General features: G+C 58.4%; 20 protein-coding genes. 11 read left to right on the top strand and 9 right to left on the bottom strand.

Annotation, left to right across the window (positions count from 1 at the left end):
* Nucleotides 1-154: 154 nt before the first annotated feature.
* Nucleotides 155-331 carry a hypothetical protein gene (locus AC50YL_RS17930; RefSeq protein ID WP_494833605.1) on the bottom strand — a complete coding sequence of 59 codons (177 nt, stop codon included), beginning with the start codon at nucleotides 329-331 and terminating at the stop codon, nucleotides 155-157.
* A 262-nt stretch (nucleotides 332-593) separates the two neighbouring features.
* On the opposite strand from AC50YL_RS17930, the gene AC50YL_RS17925 reads away from it, so the two are divergent.
* From AC50YL_RS17925 to AC50YL_RS17895, 7 genes are all read left to right on the top strand, one after another.
* On the top strand, nucleotides 594-881 hold the full coding sequence (locus tag AC50YL_RS17925; protein WP_494833603.1) for a hypothetical protein: 288 nt from the start codon (nucleotides 594-596) through the stop codon (nucleotides 879-881).
* An 80-nt stretch (nucleotides 882-961) separates the two neighbouring features.
* Nucleotides 962-1,648, top strand: coding sequence for an RNA 2',3'-cyclic phosphodiesterase (gene thpR, locus AC50YL_RS17920; RefSeq protein ID WP_494833602.1), 687 nt, complete (start codon nucleotides 962-964; stop codon nucleotides 1,646-1,648).
* 251 nt (nucleotides 1,649-1,899) lie between these two features.
* The gene (locus AC50YL_RS17915; protein WP_494833600.1) at nucleotides 1,900-2,613 is read left to right on the top strand and encodes a cytochrome c biogenesis CcdA family protein; all 714 of its coding nucleotides are present in this window, start codon (nucleotides 1,900-1,902) and stop codon (nucleotides 2,611-2,613) included.
* A 28-nt stretch (nucleotides 2,614-2,641) separates the two neighbouring features.
* Entirely contained in the window at nucleotides 2,642-3,205 is a 564-nt protein-coding gene (locus AC50YL_RS17910; RefSeq protein WP_494833599.1) for a TlpA family protein disulfide reductase, read from the top strand.
* Nucleotides 3,206-3,249: 44 nt separating this feature from the next.
* On the top strand, nucleotides 3,250-4,407 hold the full coding sequence (gene msrB, locus AC50YL_RS17905) for a peptide-methionine (R)-S-oxide reductase MsrB (protein WP_494833597.1): 1,158 nt from the start codon (nucleotides 3,250-3,252) through the stop codon (nucleotides 4,405-4,407).
* Nucleotides 4,408-4,428: 21 nt separating this feature from the next.
* Complete coding sequence (locus AC50YL_RS17900; protein ID WP_494833596.1) at nucleotides 4,429-5,199, top strand: response regulator transcription factor; 771 nt, start codon at nucleotides 4,429-4,431, stop codon at nucleotides 5,197-5,199.
* Nucleotides 5,196-6,914 carry a sensor histidine kinase gene (locus tag AC50YL_RS17895; RefSeq protein ID WP_494833595.1) on the top strand — a complete coding sequence of 573 codons (1,719 nt, stop codon included), beginning with the start codon at nucleotides 5,196-5,198 and terminating at the stop codon, nucleotides 6,912-6,914. Before AC50YL_RS17900 ends, AC50YL_RS17895 begins: the two co-directional genes overlap by 4 nt.
* 92 nt (nucleotides 6,915-7,006) lie before the next feature.
* Here AC50YL_RS17895 and sigJ read toward each other — a convergent pair whose 3' ends face one another.
* The 4 genes from sigJ to AC50YL_RS17875 all read right to left on the bottom strand — a co-directional run bounded on the left by sigJ (nucleotide 7,007) and on the right by AC50YL_RS17875 (nucleotide 10,031).
* The gene (gene sigJ, locus AC50YL_RS17890; protein ID WP_494833593.1) at nucleotides 7,007-7,870 is read right to left on the bottom strand and encodes an RNA polymerase sigma factor SigJ; all 864 of its coding nucleotides are present in this window, start codon (nucleotides 7,868-7,870) and stop codon (nucleotides 7,007-7,009) included.
* A gap of 224 nt (nucleotides 7,871-8,094) precedes the next feature.
* Nucleotides 8,095-8,853 carry an SDR family oxidoreductase gene (locus tag AC50YL_RS17885; RefSeq protein WP_494833592.1) on the bottom strand — a complete coding sequence of 253 codons (759 nt, stop codon included), beginning with the start codon at nucleotides 8,851-8,853 and terminating at the stop codon, nucleotides 8,095-8,097.
* 104 nt (nucleotides 8,854-8,957) lie between these two features.
* Nucleotides 8,958-9,437, bottom strand: coding sequence for a carboxymuconolactone decarboxylase family protein (locus tag AC50YL_RS17880; RefSeq protein ID WP_494833591.1), 480 nt, complete (start codon nucleotides 9,435-9,437; stop codon nucleotides 8,958-8,960).
* 114 nt (nucleotides 9,438-9,551) lie between these two features.
* The gene (locus AC50YL_RS17875) at nucleotides 9,552-10,031 is read right to left on the bottom strand and encodes a carboxymuconolactone decarboxylase family protein (RefSeq protein WP_494833590.1); all 480 of its coding nucleotides are present in this window, start codon (nucleotides 10,029-10,031) and stop codon (nucleotides 9,552-9,554) included.
* Between the two features lie 186 nt (nucleotides 10,032-10,217).
* On the opposite strand from AC50YL_RS17875, the gene AC50YL_RS17870 reads away from it, so the two are divergent.
* The 3 genes from AC50YL_RS17870 to AC50YL_RS17860 are packed head-to-tail and all read left to right on the top strand — an operon-like array spanning nucleotide 10,218 to nucleotide 13,945.
* Complete coding sequence (locus tag AC50YL_RS17870) at nucleotides 10,218-11,666, top strand: spore germination protein (protein ID WP_494833588.1); 1,449 nt, start codon at nucleotides 10,218-10,220, stop codon at nucleotides 11,664-11,666.
* Nucleotides 11,663-12,814: a Ger(x)C family spore germination protein gene (locus AC50YL_RS17865; RefSeq protein ID WP_494833586.1), complete on the top strand. Its 1,152-nt coding sequence runs from the start codon at nucleotides 11,663-11,665 to the stop codon at nucleotides 12,812-12,814. Before AC50YL_RS17870 ends, AC50YL_RS17865 begins: the two co-directional genes overlap by 4 nt.
* Before the next feature lie 3 nt (nucleotides 12,815-12,817).
* The gene (locus tag AC50YL_RS17860) at nucleotides 12,818-13,945 is read left to right on the top strand and encodes a GerAB/ArcD/ProY family transporter (RefSeq protein WP_494833584.1); all 1,128 of its coding nucleotides are present in this window, start codon (nucleotides 12,818-12,820) and stop codon (nucleotides 13,943-13,945) included.
* A 191-nt stretch (nucleotides 13,946-14,136) separates the two neighbouring features.
* Here AC50YL_RS17860 and AC50YL_RS17855 read toward each other — a convergent pair whose 3' ends face one another.
* Nucleotides 14,137-15,081, bottom strand: a complete 945-nt coding sequence (locus AC50YL_RS17855) for a helix-turn-helix transcriptional regulator (RefSeq protein ID WP_494833583.1) — start codon at nucleotides 15,079-15,081, stop codon at nucleotides 14,137-14,139.
* 111 nt (nucleotides 15,082-15,192) lie between these two features.
* On the opposite strand from AC50YL_RS17855, the gene AC50YL_RS17850 reads away from it, so the two are divergent.
* Nucleotides 15,193-16,386: an MFS transporter gene (locus AC50YL_RS17850; RefSeq protein ID WP_494833581.1), complete on the top strand. Its 1,194-nt coding sequence runs from the start codon at nucleotides 15,193-15,195 to the stop codon at nucleotides 16,384-16,386.
* A 111-nt stretch (nucleotides 16,387-16,497) separates the two neighbouring features.
* On the opposite strand, the gene AC50YL_RS17845 is transcribed toward AC50YL_RS17850, so the two are convergent.
* The 3 genes from AC50YL_RS17845 to AC50YL_RS17835 all read right to left on the bottom strand — a co-directional run bounded on the left by AC50YL_RS17845 (nucleotide 16,498) and on the right by AC50YL_RS17835 (nucleotide 20,420).
* The gene (locus AC50YL_RS17845) at nucleotides 16,498-17,976 is read right to left on the bottom strand and encodes an ABC transporter substrate-binding protein (protein WP_494833580.1); all 1,479 of its coding nucleotides are present in this window, start codon (nucleotides 17,974-17,976) and stop codon (nucleotides 16,498-16,500) included.
* Nucleotides 17,977-18,275: 299 nt separating this feature from the next.
* Nucleotides 18,276-19,034 (bottom strand): glycerophosphodiester phosphodiesterase family protein, encoded by a 759-nt coding sequence (locus AC50YL_RS17840; RefSeq protein WP_494833579.1) that lies wholly within the window; start codon nucleotides 19,032-19,034, stop codon nucleotides 18,276-18,278.
* Nucleotides 19,035-19,061: 27 nt separating this feature from the next.
* Nucleotides 19,062-20,420 (bottom strand): ABC transporter substrate-binding protein, encoded by a 1,359-nt coding sequence (locus AC50YL_RS17835; RefSeq protein WP_494833578.1) that lies wholly within the window; start codon nucleotides 20,418-20,420, stop codon nucleotides 19,062-19,064.
* Between the last annotated feature and the right edge of the window lie 45 nt (nucleotides 20,421-20,465).

Genomic DNA, 20,465 nt, shown 5'->3' with positions numbered 1-20,465 from the left:
CTTGCACTGCTTGGCGCCCGGGGCGACGCGCTCCGGGCCGTTACCCGTTATCCGGTGCGGCTAGTCACCGAAGCATGTAAGTTCTCGCTCATAGTGATGAACGCGAGCTTACGTCGTCAAACTTCTGCCGATAGCCGGACTACCCCCTGCTATCTCATTTCCTCCGGCAATCCAAAGCGTCGCCGATTTCCGCGGCCGCGATTCTCGTTTCCGCGACGACCCCGAATGCTGCCCCTCCGTAATAGCGAAGCTCGTGAATTGCCACCGTCGCTTCCTGAAATCCGTTTCTTCCTGGAATGAATAATGCGATGAAACCGAACAGTTTGCGCACGCGATCATCTCCTTGCCGGTTCTCGTTCCGTTATAGCACAAGGCGTATTTGGCGATGTTGCGCTCTTATTCGGCCATACGCTGCACCAAGCGGGATCTCCGCCTCCCGCGCCGTTCTCAAAGCGCCAAACGTTCTCGCTTAAGCGCGGTGATTATAGTAGAATGAGAAGCTGTAGAACAAGGACTTGAAGAATGAGGAATTGCAGCATGCGCGCATGCTAAATCGAGGTTTCGGCAACACGAAACGAATATGAGGTGTCGGAGTGTCCATTAATTTCACGAAGGCGATCGTCGCCCAGCTGCAGCGGGAGATCGCCGATCTCGAAAGCCAAAGCCTAAGCCTGAAGAACAAGCAGGATAAGGCGGCGTCCAAAATCAAGCAAGTGCAGCGCGACATGAAATTAAGCCAATCGCACGGCGACCTGAGCGGCAAGATGTCGCGCGTCAGCAAGCTGAACGAGGAGATCAAAACCGCTGCCCGCGCGCAAGCCGAGCTTGCCAAGCAGCTAACCGCGAAGCGAGCGCTGCTGAAGCAGCATCAGTCCAGCTAAGCGCGATTCGCCCAAGGAGGCGGGAAGCCGGATGTTCACCCGCACGCATGTAGCGCCCGGTCCTACGATGGGGAAGCAGCATGGATAAGCAGAACCTGTTCATCGCGATGCCGCTGCCGGATTCGTTGAAACGACAGCTCGGCTCGCGGCTCGCGGAGCTCCGCGGCAGGCTTGATTTTCGCAAATGGACGAACGAGGCCGACCTGCATGTCACGCTGCAGTTTCTCGGCGCTGCGGCCGCGGAGCGGTTGCCGGAGCTGAAGTCGGCGCTGACGGCTTTAGTCGAGCGGCAGCAGCCGTTCGGCCTGTCGCTCGCGGGTACGGGCACCTACGGCCTGCCCGAACGGCCACGGGTGCTTTGGGCCGGGATCGGCGGCGAGCTGGAGCGGCTGCGCGGGCTGCAGCGGCAGGTCGTCGAAGCGACCGCCCTGCTCGGCTTTGCCGCGGAAGAGCGTCCGTACAGCCCTCATCTCACCCTCGCCCGCAGATACGCGGGCGAAGGAGCGTTCGAGCTCCCGGAGCTGCTTGTCCGGAACGTCGGCGCTGACGGCTTCCGGTCCGACGGACCGGCCGAGCATCATGAGGAATGCGCGGTCCGCGCGCGATCCGCCGGCAATGCCCGGGAGCGCGATGCCGACCTATTGCGAGAAGCTTCTCGCCGGGCAGCCGACTCGCTGCGCTGGCAGGTCGACGGGATCGTCTTGTACCGTACCTGCATGCATCGCATCCCGATGTACGATACGGAAGCCCGTTTCGATTTCGGCTGACGCGCCGCAGTCAAGCCGGTCTCCTCTGGGACCTGCAGCTGCGACGTCCTTCGACCAGAGGCAGCGCCACGAATCGGCTGCCTTTCATAGCTTGCTCGCCCGCACTCCCGGTCCCTGTTTTGGGGTCGGGAGTTTTGCGTATGTCGAACGCGTGAATAGGCATCATCATTTCATAGAAACTGATCATCAGAGTACATACCAATTTCGGCCGAATCCCCGTAAACTTAACGGTAGTAAGGGAGGTTATCGCCATGCTGTCGGAGCAGGTTTTCATTGGAAGCGTATTTATTGCCGGTTTGCTTTCGTTCTTCTCGCCATGCATCCTGCCGATGCTGCCCGTGTATATCGCCCAGCTCGGCGGCGCGGCCCCGGGAACCGGAACGGCTGCGGTCAGATGGGGCAAGCTGCGGCTCCACCCCTCCCTGATCGGCAACACGCTGTTCTTCACGCTCGGGATCTCCTTCGTGTTCGTGCTGCTCGGATTCGGAGCCGGCGGGCTCGGAAGCGTCATTAACAGCGACTGGTTCATTACCGTCTGCGGCATCGTCGTCATCGCGTTCGGGGTGTTCCAGACGGGGATCTTCACGCTGCTCTTCATGCAGCGCGAGAAGAAGTTGGCCGTTGCGTGGGAGGGCAAGAAGGGCTTCGCCGCGTCATTGCTGCTCGGCTTTACGTTCAGCTTCGGCTGGACGCCGTGCATCGGCCCGATACTCGCCGCGGTGCTCAGTCTCTCGGCCAGCGAAGGATCCGCTTGGCAAGGGGGAGGCTACATGCTGATCTATGCGCTTGGCCTCGCCATCCCGTTCCTGGTCCTGGCGTTCTTCTCGGATCTGCTGATCGGACGGCTGCGGACGCTCAACAAGCATATGCCGAAGCTGAAAGTCGTATCCGGGCTGCTGCTCATCGTCATGGGCGTCCTGCTCATGACCAACAAATTGAACATGCTTACGACGCTGTTCAGCTGAAAGTCTTCATGACAAAAGGAGGATTCGCATGAAAAAAGGAAAATGGCCGCTGTCCCTCGTCGCTTTGCTCGCCCTGCTGCTCGTTTTGACGGCGTGCGGGAATCAATCCGCCTCGGATACGGCGTCCTCCGCGCAGGCGTCGACCGCGGCGCTCAACAAAGGATCGGCCGCGCCGAATTTCGACCTGAAGGATCTGGACGGCAACGAGGTCTCGCTGGCCAGCCTGTCCGGCAAGAAGGTCTACGTGAAATACTGGGCATCCTGGTGCCCGATTTGCCTGGCGGGGATGGACGAATTGAACGCATTGGCCGGTCAAAGCAACGATTTCCAGGTCATCACGATCGTCAACCCCAACTACAACGGGGAACAATCCGCGGATGATTTCACGCAGTGGTTCAAAGGGCTTCAGGCCGAGAATACGGGCAAAAACATCCGCGTGCTGCTGGACGAGGACGGCAAATGGGCCAAGAAATTCGGCATTCGCGGCTATCCGACCTCGCTCTATATCGGTTCGGACGGCGTGCTCGTCAAGACGGCGCCGGGACAAAATTCGAACGAGGCCATCACGACCGCCTTTCAACAAATTTCTTGAGCATCGCGATTAATAAGGTTCAATTATGAATGGGAGGGATTCACATGAAACGACTTATGAGCGCAGGCGCATTGCTGCTGCTGCTGTTCACCGCGGCCTGCGGCCAGCGCATGGGCGTCGAAGGCTCCGCATCGGCGGCATCCGACGCGTCCGTCACGACGGCCGGGGCATCGGCCGAGGCGAGCGCCGGTCCCACGACGACGCGGTCGCCTAATCCGAACGACAAGGTCGATTATTCGAGCAGCAAGCTGGACACGATCTATTTGGCAGGGGGCTGTTTTTGGGGCATCGAAGCCTACGTGGAGCGCATCTACGGCGTACAGGACGTAACCGTGGGCTATGCCAACGGGACCGGGGCCGACCCGACTTACGAGGATGTCGTTCAAGGGGACCGCGGTTTCGCGGAGACGGCCGAGGTGAAGTACGATCCGGCGCGGCTGCCGTTAACGGATCTGCTGACCGATTTCTTCAAAGTCATCAATCCGACAAGCGTGAATAAGCAGGGCAACGATGTGGGCATCAATTACAGAACGGGCATCTATTATACCCAGGACAGCGATCTCTCCGTCATCAACGCGGTCGTAACCAAGGAACAGGCGAAGTACACCAAGAAGATCGTCACGGAAGTGCTGCCGCTCGAAAATTACTATTTGGCCGAGGACTACCACCAGGACTACCTGGAGAAGAACCCGGACGGCTACTGCCACGTCGATCTGTCGATTCTGGACACGCTGGACAAAACGGTCAAGGTGGATCCGAGCAAGTACAGCCGTCCGAGCAACGAGGAATTAAAGAAGACGCTGACGGATATTCAATATAAAGTGGCGGTGTTGAACGACACCGAAACGGCGTATTCCAACGAATACTGGAATACCTTCGATCCGGGCATCTACGTCGACGTCACGACGGGCGAGCCGCTGTTCTCGAGCCGCGACAAGTACGACGCTGGCTGCGGCTGGCCCAGCTTCACCAAGCCGATCGACCCCGCCGTCGTGACGAATCACGAGGATACGAGTTACAATATGGTGCGTACCGAAGTCCGGAGCCGCGTGGGCGATATTCATCTGGGCCACGTGTTCGACGACGGTCCGAAGGAAGCCGGCGGCAAACGCTATTGCATCGACAGCGCATCGATCCGGTTCGTTGCGCTGGCCGACATGGAGAAAGACGGTTACGGCGACCTCCGCGCAGCCGTCGAATAACGCTTTAAGGAGTCTGAGCCGATGTATACGCTATTGATCGTGGAGGACGAGGAATTAGTCAGGAACGGTATCAAGCGGCTCGTGCCGTTCGAGGAATTCAGCATCTCGGAAATCCTGGAAGCGGGCAACGGCGAGGAAGGGCTCAGGCTCTTTCTCGCCCATCTCCCGGATATCGTGCTGCTGGACATCAACATCCCGAAGCTGAACGGCCTCGAATTCGCCAAGAAAGCCAAGGAAGCGAAGCCCGGCGTCAAGATCGCCGTCATTACCGGCTACGACTATTACGAGTATGCGGTGACCGCCCTCAAGATCGGCATCGACGACTATGTGCTCAAGCCCGTCTCCAAGACGGACGTCTACGAGGTGCTGCGCAAATTAGTGGAGAAGCTCCGCGGCGAGCAGCAGCAGTCGCAGCTGCAGCATCTCGTCAGCGAGTACAAAACGACGCTGCAAGTGCTGGACGATTCAGGCAACAAGGCCTCGATCGCCCAGATCATCGAAGACAACGTCGCGAATCCGGATTTCTCGCTGGCGATGCTGGCGAACCGGATCGGATTCTCCGCCGGCTATATGAGCGTCTTGTTCAAGCGGTTGTTCACGATCTCGTTCCAGGACTATTTGATGGCCATGCGCTTGGAGCGTTCCAAGCTGCAGCTGCTCGCGTCCGACGCGAAAATCTATGAAATCTCATCGGCCGTAGGCTTCGACAACCCGAATTATTTCAGCGCCGCCTTCAAGAAGAAATTCGGGCTCTCTCCCCTGCAATACCGGGAAAGGACCAAACACTCGTGAGACTGCTCCCCCGCTCGCTCCGGTACCGGATATCGGGAATCTACCTGCTGATCAGCGTCGTCACCATCGGCATCTTCGGCGCCGTGCTCTACGTCGGCATTTCCCGGGCGGTGTTGAACGATTCGATTCAGTCCGCCAATATGGCGATATCCAAGAGCGGCTCCCTGGTCGAGATGTACATCGACCGGCTGAAGGTGCTGACGACCATGCTCGCGCACAATCCGCAGACGATCCAGACGCTCTCCTCGCCCTCCGCTGCCGGGGAGAAGGACGAGCTGCAATTCATCGACAACGTGCTGATGTCCGATTCGCACATCAAATCCGTCGTCGTCATCGGCAAGGACGGCTACGTGCTGTCCAACGAGAAGAAGCTGAACATGCGGCGTTCTTCCAACATGATGAACGAACCTTGGTACGTGACCGCGATCAACAGCACGAACCCGGTGCTCACCTCCGCCCGCATGCAGAAATTTTCGATGGACAAGAACAACTGGGTCATCTCGATGAGCCAGGAGATCAAGGATGCGAACGGCCGCAACCTCGGCGTCGTCTTGCTCGACATCGAATATAAGGGCATCGAGGCGTACTTGAACGATCTGGATCTCGGCAGCACGGGATATGCCTTTATCATCAATAGTCAAGGCGGCATCGTCTATCACCAGGACCCGGTTTACTTCACGGACGCCGCCAAGCAGGCGCAACTAAGGCAGATCAGCATGTCGAAGCAAGGCTTCGACGCGTCGGACAATACGCTCGTGTACAAAACGCAGCTGCAAAATTCCGATTGGACGCTCGTCGGCATCAGCTCCCTCGACCGGCTGCGCGAGGTCCGCGGCCAGCTGCTCGGCGCGTTCGTCCTGGTCGGCCTCGGACTGCTGCTGCTCATCATCGTCGTATCCCCGTTCATCGCGAAGAGCATGACCCGGCCGATCCACCGGCTGGAGCAGGCGATGCAGCAGGTGAAGTCGGGGACGCTGGAAGTGAGCGTGCCCGAGACCGGGGTGACGGAGGTGCAGGGGCTCGCGCTGCATTTCAATACGATGGTGGCGGAGATGCGGCGGCTGATGCAGGAGATCGAGACGAAGGAGAAAACGATGCACGGCTACGAGCTCAGCGTGCTGCACAGCCAGATCAACCCGCACTTTCTGTACAATACGCTGGATACGATCGTCTGGATGGCGGAATTCAACGAGAGCGACCGCGTCATCTCCACGACCAAGGCGCTGGCCAAGTTCTTCCAGCTGTCGCTCAGCGGCGGCAGCGAATTGACGACGGTCGAGAACGAGATGAACCATGTCGCCCAGTATTTGTTCATTCAGAAGGAGCGGTACGGCGACAAGCTGCATTACAGGCTGCATTTCGATCCGGCGCTGGCCGACAAGGTAATTCCGAAGATCATCCTGCAGCCGCTCGTCGAGAATGCGATCTATCATGGCATTCGGGAGAAGGACGGTCCCGGCTTGCTGGAGATTACATGCGAACGGGCGGACGAGGGACATGCGATATTCGTCGTGAGGGATGACGGCGTCGGCTTCGATCCCGAGGCGCGTCAGCAAGGAGACGAAGCGGGCTCGCACTCGGGACTCCCCAAGCTGGGCGGCGTCGGCATCAACAACGTGGATGACCGTTTGAAACTGTACTACGGCAAGGAATACGGCATCGCCATTCGGTCCCGTCCGGGAGAAGGCACGACCGTCACGATCGTCATCCCGTAATTCGCGCGCCATCGCAACGAAGGCTGCCGGTCGAGCGACCGGCAGCCTTCGCGTTTAGATCAGGGATTGCACAAGCTTATTTCAAGGCAGCTTCACTGCCCGATATGCGTCATTTTATCGGGATTGCGAACGAGATACAGATTACGAATCAGGTTCCCCTCGAGATGAATCATGCAGACGGTATGAACGCCTTCGCGCGAACGGAAAATAATGGCGGGCTGCCCGTTCAATTGAACGGCGTCAATGGCGGCAATGCCATCCACCATGGACCCGTCGCGAACGCCTCCGAGGAGCAAGCGCGCCACGCGGTCCGGCGTTATGATCGGATTCAGGACGGAGCTTACCTTGCCTCCTCCGTCGGCGACGAGGACGACGTCCTGGTCCAGCATCGACAGGATTTGCTTCATGTTGCCCTGCTTGAGCGCCGCTTGAAAGCCGTACACCCATTCGAGATTGGCCGATTCGGGCTGAACCAGCTCGTCTTGCGCGATCCCCATCTTGGCGCTGGCGCGGCTGAACAGCTTGCGGCAGTTCACTTCGCTCTTCTCGATCAGCCCGGCGATCTCGTGATACTCGAAGCCGAGCGCCTCGCGAAGGACGAATACCGCCCGCTCGGTCTGGGACAGCCGCTCCAGCAGCACGACCATGGCATAGGACAAGAGATCGTCGCGTTCGACCGAGGCCATCGCATCGTCGTTCGAACTCGCGAACGGCTCCGGGAGCCATTCCCCGTAATATTGCTCCCGCTTCATGCGGGCCGATTTGTGCAGATCGCGGCAGCGGTTCGTGACCATTTTGCACAGGTAGGCCTTCGGTTCGGCCAGCTTCTCCGGCGGCACGTCGTAGATCTTCAGAAACACGTCCTGGACGGCATCCTCCGCATCGGAGACCGTTCCGGTCAGTTGATAGGCAAGCTTAAACAACAGGCCTTTATACTGCTCGTACAACTCTTGCATGCTTCCACGTCCATTCTTAGGCTTTGCTCTGTCCCGCTTCCCGGATGCGCCGTTCTTACTATGCATATCCGCGGCATACGATATGCAGGTTACCGCACGCCGGAAGCATATGCATACGCACGGGAATGAAACGACAAACAAAGAACCCCGGATAGGGTTCTTTGTTTTCGAGGCGCGATTCGATGCGCGTAAGATTGCTCAATACCATTGCTTATTGCCGATACCTATGACTTCGACAAAGATTGCTTAAGCCAATCCTCGAAACGCGTCGTCGCGATGCGCGGGTTGTCGTACCACGGAACCAAGGAAAACTCGTCCAGCTCGGAGCCGTAATAGAGCGCTTTGGGGTCCGCCACGACTTGGCGGTCGTCCTTCGTCGCGCTCAAGTAACGGGAAACGAGATCGTTGATGCGAATGCGTTCCGGACCGGCGAGCTCGACGGTTCCGTTTACGGGTGCCCCCGCCGCGAATTCCGCTACCGTAGCGGCAACCTCGTCCGACACGATCGGCTGCATGTAAGCGGAAGACACGCGGACGGTCTGCCCCTCGGCTCCATACTCGGCGATCGCCCCGACGAACTCGAAGAATTGCGTCGCGCGAACGATCGTATACGGAATCTTGGATGCTTTAATCAACTCTTCTTGCGCGACCTTTGCGCGGAAATACCCGTTCTTCGGAAGCTTGTCCGTCCCGACGATCGAGAGCGCGACATGATGCTTCACGCCGGCGGCCGCTTCCGCGGCAACCAGGTTGCGGGAGGATTTCTCGAAGAACGCCAGAACCGCTTCGTCTTCGAACGAAGGCGAGTTCGCGACGTCGACGACGACTTGGGCGCCGGTCAGCGCTGCGGCCAGTCCTTCGCCGGTGACGGCGTTGATGCCCTTGGAGGGCGAGGCCGGCACGACCTCATGACCGAGCGCGCGAAGATTGTTTACGACTTTTGATCCGATGAGTCCCGTACCGCCGATAACCACGATTTTCATAAAAGTAAGTACCTCCTGAATGAATGCCTCTTCACCACCAGAGGCTCTTGGTTGATGATTTCTAATCATTGCAAGTTAAAGCCGGTCATTTACGGCTTGTTAGCTTAGTTCAAACCGGCTTTCGTCAGTCCGAACGCGGCGTCGGCCGACCCCGGAACCGACTTGAAGGCGATGCTGGCACGGTTCCAGGCATTGATCGTCATGACCGAGAAAGTCAGGTCCGAAAGTTCTTTCTCGGACAAATGTTCAAGAACGCGGCCATACACCTCGTCAGGCACGCCGTGCTCGGGCAGCTTGGTCAGAATCTCGGCCCAGGCTAGCGCCGCGCGCTCGCGCGGGCTGAACAGGTTCGATTCCCGCCAAATCGAGAGATGATAGAGACGAAGCTCGCGCTCGCCGTGGATCTTGGCTTCCTTCATGTGCATATCCAAGCAGAAGCCGCAGCCGTTCATTTGCGATGCGCGGATGTGAACCAGGTCGATGATGCTCTGCTCGATCGAGCTGTTTTTCTCGGCGCCGCTTAGCCCCATCAGCGCTTTGACGAACTCCGGCGATTGCTGCATATAATTTAAACGTTGTGTCATACGTAAATCACACTCTCTTCCGTAGATTTTTTGTTTTTGCATCCGCGTTTTCCGCTTCGGATATATAACGAGGGAGCCTCTTATTCCGTGACAAAGACTCGGCTCCCGCTTCGGTTAGCTCAGTCCGGCTTTCGTCAGTCCGAACGCGGCGTCGGCCGAACCCGGAACCGACTTGAAGGCGATGCTGGCACGGTTCCAGGCATTGATCGTCATGACCGAGAAGGTCAGGTCCGAAAGTTCTTTCTCGGACAAATGTTCAAGAACGCGGCCATACACTTCGTCAGGCACGCCGTGCTCGGGCAGCTTGGTCAGAATCTCGGCCCAGGCCAGCGCCGCGCGTTCGCGCGGGCTGAACAGGTTCGATTCCCGCCAAATCGAGAGATGATAGAGACGAAGCTCGCGCTCGCCGTGGATCTTGGCTTCCTTCATGTGCATATCCAGGCAGAAGCCGCAGCCGTTCATTTGCGATGCGCGGATATGAACCAGATCGATGATGCTCTGCTCGACCGAGCTATTTTTCTCGGCGCCGCTAAGCCCCATCAGCGCTTTGACGAACTCCGGCGATTGCTGCATATAGTTTAAACGTTGTGTCATACGTAAATCACACTCTCTTCCGTTGAATTTTTTTCTCCAGCGCTTTGCGCTTCGGATATATAACGAAGCAGCGATCCTTTCTGTGACAAGAGGCGCGATAATGTCGACGTTATCCAGAATCTGCATAGCCGGCACCCCCGCGGTCCATAATAGCCAAGTGATATTCGACTTCCGGGGTGATCATCCATGCGTTCCATCAGCACGTCCATCGCAGAGAACGAAGCTTATCTTAGCGATCAATTCAATCGTTGCTCGGATATTATCTTGCGCTCCTTTTCGTTAAAAGATGATACGATCTTGCTGCTGATTTATTTAGATGGCATGACGCATATGCAGGGCGTGGAAGATAACGTGCTGAAACCGTTGCTCTTCAGCGGACTGCCGCAGGGCTTGGATCGGATGCAGTCCCTCGCCGAGACGCTCAGGCGCGAGTGGCTGCCGATGACGAATATCAAGACTGACGAATCCATGGAGGAACTCGTGCAGCATATTCTGCTCGGCGGCCTGGGGATATTGGTGGAAGGTGAAGCATCCGCGCTCATCGCCCAAGTGCAAGGCTACGAGACGAGGGGCATCCAGGAACCGCTCAAGGAATCCACCTTGCGCGGCTCCAAGGAAGGCTTCGTCGAGAGCGTCCGGACGAATATGACGCTGATCCGGCGCCGGATCGTTCACCGGCAGTTGAAGATGGAGTCGTACACGATCGGCAAGTACACGCAGACCGCAGTCGTTCTTGCCTATATGGAAGGAATCGCGGACGAGAACGTCCTGACGGAAGTCAGAAGAAGGCTCGACGGAATCGAGACCGACGGCATCATCGATTCCGCATACATCGAGGAATGGATCGAGAACAATTCCTTCTCCATCTTCCCGCAGATCCAGAATACCGAACGACCGGATATCGTGGCCGCAAGCCTGCTGGAGGGAAAGGTCGCGCTCCTGACGAACGGGACTCCCTTCGCCCTCGTGCTTCCCGTTACCTTCTGGTCGGGTCTTCAATCGGCGGACGACTATTTCGAGCGGTTCGTCTTCGTCATACTGACGCGGTTTATCCGCTACGTCATGACCTTCATTTCGTTTGCCTTGCCCGCCATCTACGTCGCGCTCTCGACTTTCCACCCGGAGATGATCCCGAGCAATCTCATGATCGGCATCGCGACCGCCAGGGAGAACTCGCCGTTTCCGACCGTCATCGAAGTGTTCCTTATGATGATCATCTTCGACGGCCTGCAGGAAGCCGGCGTGCATCTGCCCAACCAGCTCGGGCCGGTCGTCAGCATCATCGGAGCGCTCGTCATCGGACAAGCCGCCGTCGAAGCCGGCATCATCTCCACGCCGATCATCATCGTCATTTCCTTGACGGGCATCGCGACGTATACGATCCCCAGATACAGCGCCACCCTTCCTTTCCGCATCGTCCGCTACCTCATGCTGTTCATCTCCGGTTGGCTCGGATTCGTCGGCTTCGCGTTCGGCATCATGTTCCTGCTAATCCATTTGGTGATGCTGGAATCTTTCGGAACGCCTTATTTGAGCCCCGTGGCTCCGTTCGACGGAAAAAGGATCAAGGATCTGATCATCCGCTATCCCTTCTGGGTCAAGAACGGCCGCGTTAAGAAGGGGCGCACGCGATGATCCGGTTCGCGCTCGCGGCTGTCGTCACTATCATGCTGACGCTGTCCGCTTCCGGCTGCAGCGATTTTGTCGAACCGAACCAATTGGCCTTCGTTATGGCTTCGGGACTGGATCATGCCGAGAACGGAATGATCGAAATCAGCCATCAGATCGTCATCCCTTCGCAGCTGAAGAACGGAAGCGTCGGCAAATCGGACAGCTATTTCGTCATGTCGGCCAAAGGCAAGGATATTTTCGATGCCCAGCAAAAAATCCAGCGCAAACTGTCCCGGCGCATGCTGACGAGCCATCGCATCCTGCTCTTGGTCGGCGAGGAATTCATGAAGCATAACCAAGTCGACGTGATGTTCGATAAACTGGGCCGCGATCCCGCGAACAATCTAAGGGACGCCATCGTCATGGTTCGAGGCGGCAGCGCGAAGGATATCCTCATGCTGAAGCATCCCATGGAGTACCTCTCCAGCGTTGCCGCCGGCAAAGAACTCCAAATCAACGGCATGAAAAGCTTCTCCAGCAGGAAGCTCGTGATTGACAGTCTCGCCGAAGGAAGCAGGCCGATGATGCCGTACTTCCAAATCGAGAAGGTCGAGCTGAGCCATGACAAGAAGAGCCCGATTGCCGTCTTATCCGGATTCGCCGTCTTGGACAAGCAGCTCAAAGTCAAAGGATACCTAAGCGACACCGAGGGCGCCAGAGCGATCTGGATGATCGGGAAAGGAACGTCCGACGGCATAACCATCCCTTGGAAAGACGGCAACGGCGTCTTGTCGTTCCGCTTTACCCATATGAGCAGGCGGGTTCATGTCTTTCGCGGCCACGATCCGCAGCGTGTCGAATTAACCGTCGCGGCACAGGTTTATTTGCTTGAAAACACGGCCTCGCTCGACATGTCCGACGTGGATACCATGGTGAAAGCCCAGCAGTACCTGAACGAGTACATCCAAAAGGACCTTCAAGGAATATTGGACAAAATGCAGCAGTGGGGACCTGACGTATTCGGCATCGGCGAGTACCTGCATCGCATGTATCCGGCCTGGTGGAGGACGCAAAAAAACGATTGGGACGAAAACTTCAAGAAACTCGACGTGACGGTCAAGGCCAAGATCCGGCTGCGGTCCTCCGGCATCATCGGAGAGCAGTTAAAATAATTCATGAAGGCGTGGCAACGAAGCATGAAAGTAAGCGGTTATCAGATCTTCTGGCTGATCAATATTTCGTCCCTGATCGTGTTCTCCTATGTGCCCATTCACCTGGCAGCGGAGGAATCGCGGCAGGACTGCTGGATTTCCATCGGGCTCGGGTGCGTGATCATGATGGCGGTCACCTGGCTTATGCTTCGGGTTTGCATGCAAAACAAGGACAAAACGCTGGTCGGCTTTATCAAAGACCTGCTCGGGACCGTGCTCGGCAAACTATTCGCGACGGTCTATTTCCTGCTGTGGTTTATGCAAATGTCGGCGATCATGAAAGGATCGGTCGAATTTCACAACTTAATCCTGCTCCATAATACGCCGATGCTCGTCATCTTGCTGTTCGTGCTGTTTCTCGTGACGTACGCCGTACTCAGAGGAGGCATTATCGCGATCGGCCGGTGCGCGGAAATCATCGGTCCCCTCTTCCTCTTCATGCTAACCACGCAGCTCTTCCTGAATCCGCAGGACATGGACGTTAGAAGAATATTGCCCGTCTACGTCGACACGGGTTGGTTCCACATTCTGAAGGGCACTTTCTATTCGCTCAACTATTTGGTGGATCCGTCGATCATACTGATGCTGTTCTTCTTCGCCGGGAACAAGAGGACCGCCTCGCGCGCGATCTTCTGGGGCACGGCGGTCTCGATGCTGTGGGGCCTATTGGCCTCGCTGGTGCTCTTGTTCGTTACGGGACCGAACGTAGCGCCCAAATTGGTGTTTCCCGTCTACTCGCTCACCAAATTCGTATCCATCCTGAACTTCATTCAAAATATCGATGCGTTCTACATCCCGATGTGGCTGCTCGGCTCCTTGATTAAATTGTCCGTGTACCTGTTCATCCTGAGCTACGGGTTATCCGAGTGGACCGGCTTCAAGAACTGGAAGCTGATCGCCTGCGTGATCTCGTGCGTCTGGCTGGCGTGCATGCTCTACGGCAGCCACCATCTTCGGCTTTTTTACACGCAGAAGAACCCGTTTCTGCTCGGCTGCTTTTACCCTTTCGTCTACGTGGTCCTTCCTTTGCTCCTATGGTTGATCGGCAGCATACGGCAGCGCCTCAGGGCATCGGGCGCGCATCAAACTTGATACGCGTTCCGCCGCGTCATCATTCGCCGAAGCGCGCATATCGTTCGTTCCACTTCGAAGAAGCCTCCAATCCCGCTAAAAGCGCAGGCGTTGGAGGCTTCTTCCGTAACGTCGTATAGCTAGACATGTCCAACGATTCGCGCAAACGCACATACAGTCGCACGGGTACCGTCATTGCACAACCGTTCCGTTCATCGGTACCTTTCCAACAGCTCGGACAATCTGCTACGGATCGCTTCTCTCAGCTCCGCCGGCTCCTCCAACTCGGCCTCGTTCCCCAGCCCGATGAAGAACTCGGCATAGAAAGACAAGTCGCCGCGGGACACATCGTGATCGATCGTGCCGCCGCCGTCTTCTCGCACGCGCAGCATCGGCGCGAGCCATAGCTCGGACTCGCAGCGCTGGACGCCCGTTCGCGTCAGCTCCGCCCGCAGGCGAATCGGTTCCCGCGGCTCGGCGGCCTCCCGCCTGCTGAGGCGGACGTCGTCAAGCTCGATCGGCGGCGTGCCGGACAAATCGTACTCCGCCTCGCGAATCCGGTCGCAGCGGAACACGCGGTAGCCCTCCCGCAGGAAGCAGTACGCCGTGCAGTACCAGAATCCGTTGTTCGCGTAGATGCAGACCGGCTGGATCCGGCGGCTGCCCGTCCCTTCCTCCTTGGATTCGTAGTCGACGACCAGCACCATCCGGCGAACGGCCGCATCGAGCAAAATGGCCAGACACGGCGCATTCCCCCGCCTCGTCGGCGTGACGAAATCAACGCGTTCCTTCATGCCGTCGATCCGATCCCGGACGTCGCCGGGCATATGAAGGTAAAACTTGCTGAGCGCCGAGGCGGATTCCGCTTCGAACGGGAGCGAGGAATAATGGCGCAGCGCATGCACCGCGAAGAACATCGCGACCGCCTCTTCCTCCGTGAACGCGATCGGCGGCAGCACCCGCTCACGGACGACCTGGTAGCCGCCATGCGGCCCCACTTCCGAGTATAGCGGAACTCCCAGCTCGCTCAGCTCCTGCAAATCCCGGAGAATCGTGCGCGTCGAGACGCCGAATTCGTCGGCAAGCTCTTGCACTTTGAACCGCCGCTTCCGGTTGACGGTCATCATCAGCTCCATCAAGCGTTTGGATTTGGGCATGGTGATCAGCCTCATTTTTTCGAATGTAAACGAGTTTATGACAGAACCTGTCACTATTATACCTTACGCTGGGAATCGAACGAAATACGCATTCCAAAGGAGTGATCGACCATGCGCAAACATACCGTCCTGTTCTTCGTCATCATGTTTATGATCGGCACCGATACGTTCCTCATCTCGCCCCTGCTCCCGACGCTGCAAACGCAATTCGGCGTATCGACGGGGCACGCCGGGTGGATGCTGGGCGCCTACACGCTGGGCTCGGCCGTATTCGCCTTGATCGCCGGCCCGCTGTCGGACGGCTGGAATCGCAGAACCGTGCTCGTTTGCGGTTTGCTCGGATTCGCCGTGTCGACGGCGTTATGCGGCTTTGCCGGCGGCTTCTGGACGATGTGCCTGTTCCGCCTCCTGGCCGGCATCAGCGCGGCATTCACGGCTCCCCAGGTATGGGCGTCCATCCCGGCCGTGATGCCTCCGGCCCGAATCGGCAAGACGATGGGGGTCGCCTTCGGGGGACTTGCCGCCGCCCAAGCCTTCGGCGTGCCGATCGGAAGTTGGCTCGCGACCGCCGATTGGTCCGTTCCGTTCTGGACGATCGGCATCGCCGCGCTGCTGCTCGCGGCCGTCGCCTTCTTCGCGCTGCCCGACATCAAGCCCGCCGCGTCCGCCGGCGAACGGGCGTCGATCCTGCGCAGGTACGTCCCGCTGATCGCAAGCGGCAAAGCCAGGAGCGGCTTTCTCGGCTACCTGCTTCTCCACTTGGGAAGCGGAACCGCGTTCGCCTTCGTCGGCAAGTGGATGGCCGACCGCTTCGCGCTTCCGCTCGGACAGATCGGCACCGTGATGATGTTCCTCGGCTTCGGCACGCTGCTCGGCAGCATGATCAGTTCCTATGCGGCGCGCAAACTGGGCACGGCGACGACCGCCGTCGCGGTCAGCATGTCGATGATCGCGGCATTGTACGCGGTCATGCCTCATTTGACGAGCCTTCCGGCCGTCACGATCGTCTACCTGGTCATATTCGCGACGCTCGGCATTGTCTTCCCGATCGTCATGGGCGCGCTGACTTCGCTGAACGCCTCCATCCGGGGCACGATCTCCAGCTTGGCGAACTCGACGATGAACGGCGCCAATACGCTCGGCGCATGGGCAGCCGGCTTGCTCTACGTCCAATTCGGCGGCTATGCCTCGATCGGTATCTTCTCGGCGGTCTGCTTGGCGTCCTCGCTCGGGATCTTCTTGTTCGGCGGGGTGTTGCGCCCGCAAGCGGAGCACGCAAGCCGCGAGTCGGCGTCCGCTTCTTAAGCGCCGTCCAAGAATCCGGATTCATGCGCTAAGCCTGCGCCTGCGAACGTTCACGCCAAAAAGAACCTCCGCCTCCCGCTCTGCAGCGGAGACGGAGGTTCTTCGGCTCGCCTACCCTCCCCAACCGCCCCAATAATAATCGCCGTTATCGTAGGCGGCCGGATTCCGTTTGATTTCCTGCATCAAGGCATCCCCCCCGGTCTGCCATTCCCGAAGCGCTTCCTTCGCGGTTTTCTTCCCGTCGATCACGTCCTGGAACAACGGCTCGCCGAGCTCTAACGCCGGGGACAGATTCGGGGTGTTCCAGTACAGCTCTTCCCGCTCTTCCGATGGGGGAACGGGCTTGAGCGCGTAGAAGGCGCCGAGGTTATAGCTCATGCCGTCCTTCGGCCGAAGCAGCGACCGGCGGACCGGAAGCTTGCCGCTGCTGCGCGATTTCAGCTTCGCCAATCGCTCGCTGTTGTTGTATTGAACAAAATCCCAGGCGGCTTCCTTGTTCTGCGCTTTCGCGCCGATCGCCATCAAATTGCTCAATGCCATGCTTCCCCCGATCCCGGGCGCTTCGGCAAAGGACGGAAGCGACACGACGTCCCATTCGAGCGACTTGATCGCGGGATCGGCGGAATAAGCGTGCGCTGCGGACAATTCATTGACGTAGTCGTGGCCGCCGATTACCATCGCAAGGCGTCCGTTCAGGAACAGGTCGCCGTTCTCCATCCCGTTGCCGCCCTCCATGTCGGATCGCGAAGGAACGATCTTATCGGCGTACAGAGCGGCGATATCGGTCCATGCGCGGTTCCACTGCGGCGTATCGACGGTCATCTTCCACGCTTTCTTGTCGAACAGCTTCAATTGAAGCGGAGCGGAATAATCCAGCAGATCGCTGAAGCCGTCCGCGCCCCAACGGTTGAAGGAGAAGCCGAAATTACGAGTCTTTCCTTGGCCGGAGGCGACTTTCTTCGCAAGCAGAAGCACATCCGGCCACAGCATGTTGTCGGTCGGGGGAGCGACGCCCGCCCCGGCGAACAGCCGCTTATTGTAATAGAGCGCCGTGCCCGCAAACGTCGACGTCAGGGCATAAATGGAATGATCGCCCGCATCCCGGAGACTGTCGACGGCGTTCGGCAAGAAATCGTCCAGGGCGAAACCGCTCGCCTGCATCATGGGATCCAGCGGCGCGAGCAGATTGTCCTGCGTCAGCCGGCGCAGGTACGCGGCGTCTTCCAATATCACCACGTCCACCGGATCGCCGCCGGTCAGCAGCTGCTTCAGCGCCTCGTACAGCTCGGGGCGGTCGCTGTTGCCGGCCAGCGCCTCGGTGCGCCGTTCGTCCATATCGATCGCCCCGGCCAGCTCGATATCGACATCGGGATGCGTCAATTCGTAATCGTCCGTGAATGCCTGTCGCTGTCCGGATTCGTCGGCTGCGCTGGAATACAGGACGCCGACGCGCAGCACTTGGCGCTCGCCGACGCTGTCGTCGGCACCTTCCGAGCAAGCGGCAAGCAAGCTCGTCGCGAGGGTTAGCGCCAAGCCCGGCGGGACGCCGCGGAGGATTGGGTGTCGGTCTTTCGTTCTACTTGTTCGCATCGTGAATGGCTCCCTGCTTACGGCATTTCAGGGGATGAACGGTCGCCTTGGCGCCGCGTTCGTCGCTCCTGTTTCTCTTGTCAGCTTGAGTATATAGCAGGCATCCCCGGCGAAGTATCGCCCTTCCTTTCACGAGGGTTACAACCTTGTAAGGAAACGTCTTCCTGAAGAAGTGCTCCCTCAACGCAAGAAACTCGAAAAGCCCGAATCATCCATGATGATCCGGGCCTTTTCGTTTTTCGGGGCTTTGCTAAAACGCTCTTATACTCGCTTCACTCGCATACACGGCATAAACTCGCTTAACGCCCGGTCCATGCCAATGCCGGCCGGGGATCGTCGCAGGTCAGCAGCGTCGCCCCGCAGGCCGACGCATAAGCGACCTGCTCTTCCGTATCCGGGCAATAGCACCAGACGCGAAGTCCCTTGTTCTGAAATTCCTGCACCTTCCCCGCCGTCAGATTCGCCATCGGAAAGGCGATCGCCCACATTTTGGAGTAGGTGCCCTGCCGTTCGTCGGGATCGAAATTCGACATCGCTTTTCCTTCGAAGCCCTGCGTCTTCACGCCGCGGGCATCGTGAAGATAGGCCAGGATCGCGGCGTCGAAGCACGTGAACACGCACCGCGGAAGAAAACCGAAGCCGTCCAGCATCGCGATCGCGCGATCCGCCGTTTCCTTGGCGCGCGGGTCCGGCTTGATCTCCACGTTCATCAGAATGCCGGGATATTCCGCAAGCAGCCCGCATAGCTGCTCCAGGCTCGGAATGCGCTCGCCCGCGAATTCGGGGCTGAACCCGATGCCGGCATCCAGCCGGCCAAGCTCCTCGAAGGTAAAGCCGCTAACGGGGCCGCTGCCGTTCGTCGTGCGGTCTACCGTCGCGTCGTGCAGCACGACGAGCGTATCGTCGCGGGTCATGCGCAGATCGAACTCCAGCATATGCACGCCGAGCTTCAACGCTTCGCGAAAGGCCAGCAGCGTGTTCTCGGGATAAGCCGCCTTGAAGCCGCGATGCCCGGCGACCACCAAGGAAGCGGTCGCGTTCGAAATCGTTGTCGTCATGTCCATATCCTCCTCTGCCCGTATGCTTTATTGCTGGCCGAGAATGCGTTCCGCGTTCTCCTTGAACGTATCGAGCGAAGTCTTGATGTCCTTGTTGTCGTACATCGTCGCTTCGATGAGCGCGTTGAATTCGTTCATGACTTCCGGCCAAGCGACGGATTTATTCGTATCGACCGCGTATTGCAGCTGATCGTATGCGACCTTGCGGTACGGCTCCTTGGCCCACAGATCCTGCAGGTCCTTCGACCCCGCCATCGACTTCGTGAACGGGAGGTACCCGGATTGCAATATGAACGGCAGCGCGCCCTGCGGGTCCGTCTCCATCCAATCGATGAATTCCCACGCGGCTTCCTTGTTCTTCGAAGCGGACAGCATGGCCACGTTGGCGCCGCCGGTCGGCGTCGCGTACTTCGCGTCCTCCGGGAGGAAAGCCGTCTCGTAATCGAAATCGACCGCGCCGGAGATGCCGCCGATGCTGCCCGTGGATTGGTACATCATCGCGACTTTGCCGCTCGTGAACATCTGGTTGACGATGTTGCCGGAATCCTTGGCCGGCGGATAGTACAACGCGCCGGAGTTCTGCAGGTCTTTCAGGTAGTCGAATACCTTTTCGCCGATGCCGTTATCGTAGAAGCCGATGCTTTTCTTGTCGTCGGTGAAGAACGTGCCCCCGGCTTGGGAGATCATCGCGATCGGGTACCACGTATCGTACGGCATGGTCAAGCCGTATTGCGTGACTTCCTTGCCGTTCTTGACGACCAGCGCGTTCGCCGTCTGCTTGAGCTCGTCCCACGTTTTCGGAACGGACAGCCCTTTGGCGTCCAGCAGCGTCTTGTTGACGTGCAGGATCGGCGTGGAGCGGTTAAGCGGCAGCGAGACCAGTTTATCGTTGAACGTCGAGTGGCCCATCAGGCCCGGCAGGAATTCGTCCTCGTTCAAGTTCGAAGCGTCCATCATCGGCCGCAGATCCTCCAGCGTATCCGAGTCCGCGAACAGCTCGACGTATGCGCGCTCGAGCATCGTCACGTCCGGCCCCGTGTTCGCCGCGATCGACTGCTGCAGTTTCGTGACGGTCTCGTCGTAGCTGCCTTGGAACGTGCCCACGACCTCGATGTTCGGATGCGAATCGTTAAAGCGTTTGATCAGGGCATCCATATACTCCGCGTTCTTGCCGCTCAGCGAATGCCAGAAATTCACGGTCGCCTTCTCCGTCGAAGCCGGCTGCTCGGCGGCCGCATCGGTCTCGTTGGCGGCAGCCGGCGCGTTGGCGTTGGTATCGTTCGCCGTTCCGGAAGCGTTCGTATTGTTCCCCGAATTGGAGCCGCAGCCGGACAGCATAGCGGCGAGCAGGGTCGTAGTCAACAGCAGTGCGGATTTCTTTTTCACGTTTAATTTACCCTCCATAGATTGCGTGTGATGAGTGCGTCTATT

The organism is Paenibacillus sp. J22P277 (assembly GCF_059383675.1).
Note: the sequence above shows the minus strand (reverse complement) of the source record. Positions and strands in the feature narration are given on the sequence as shown.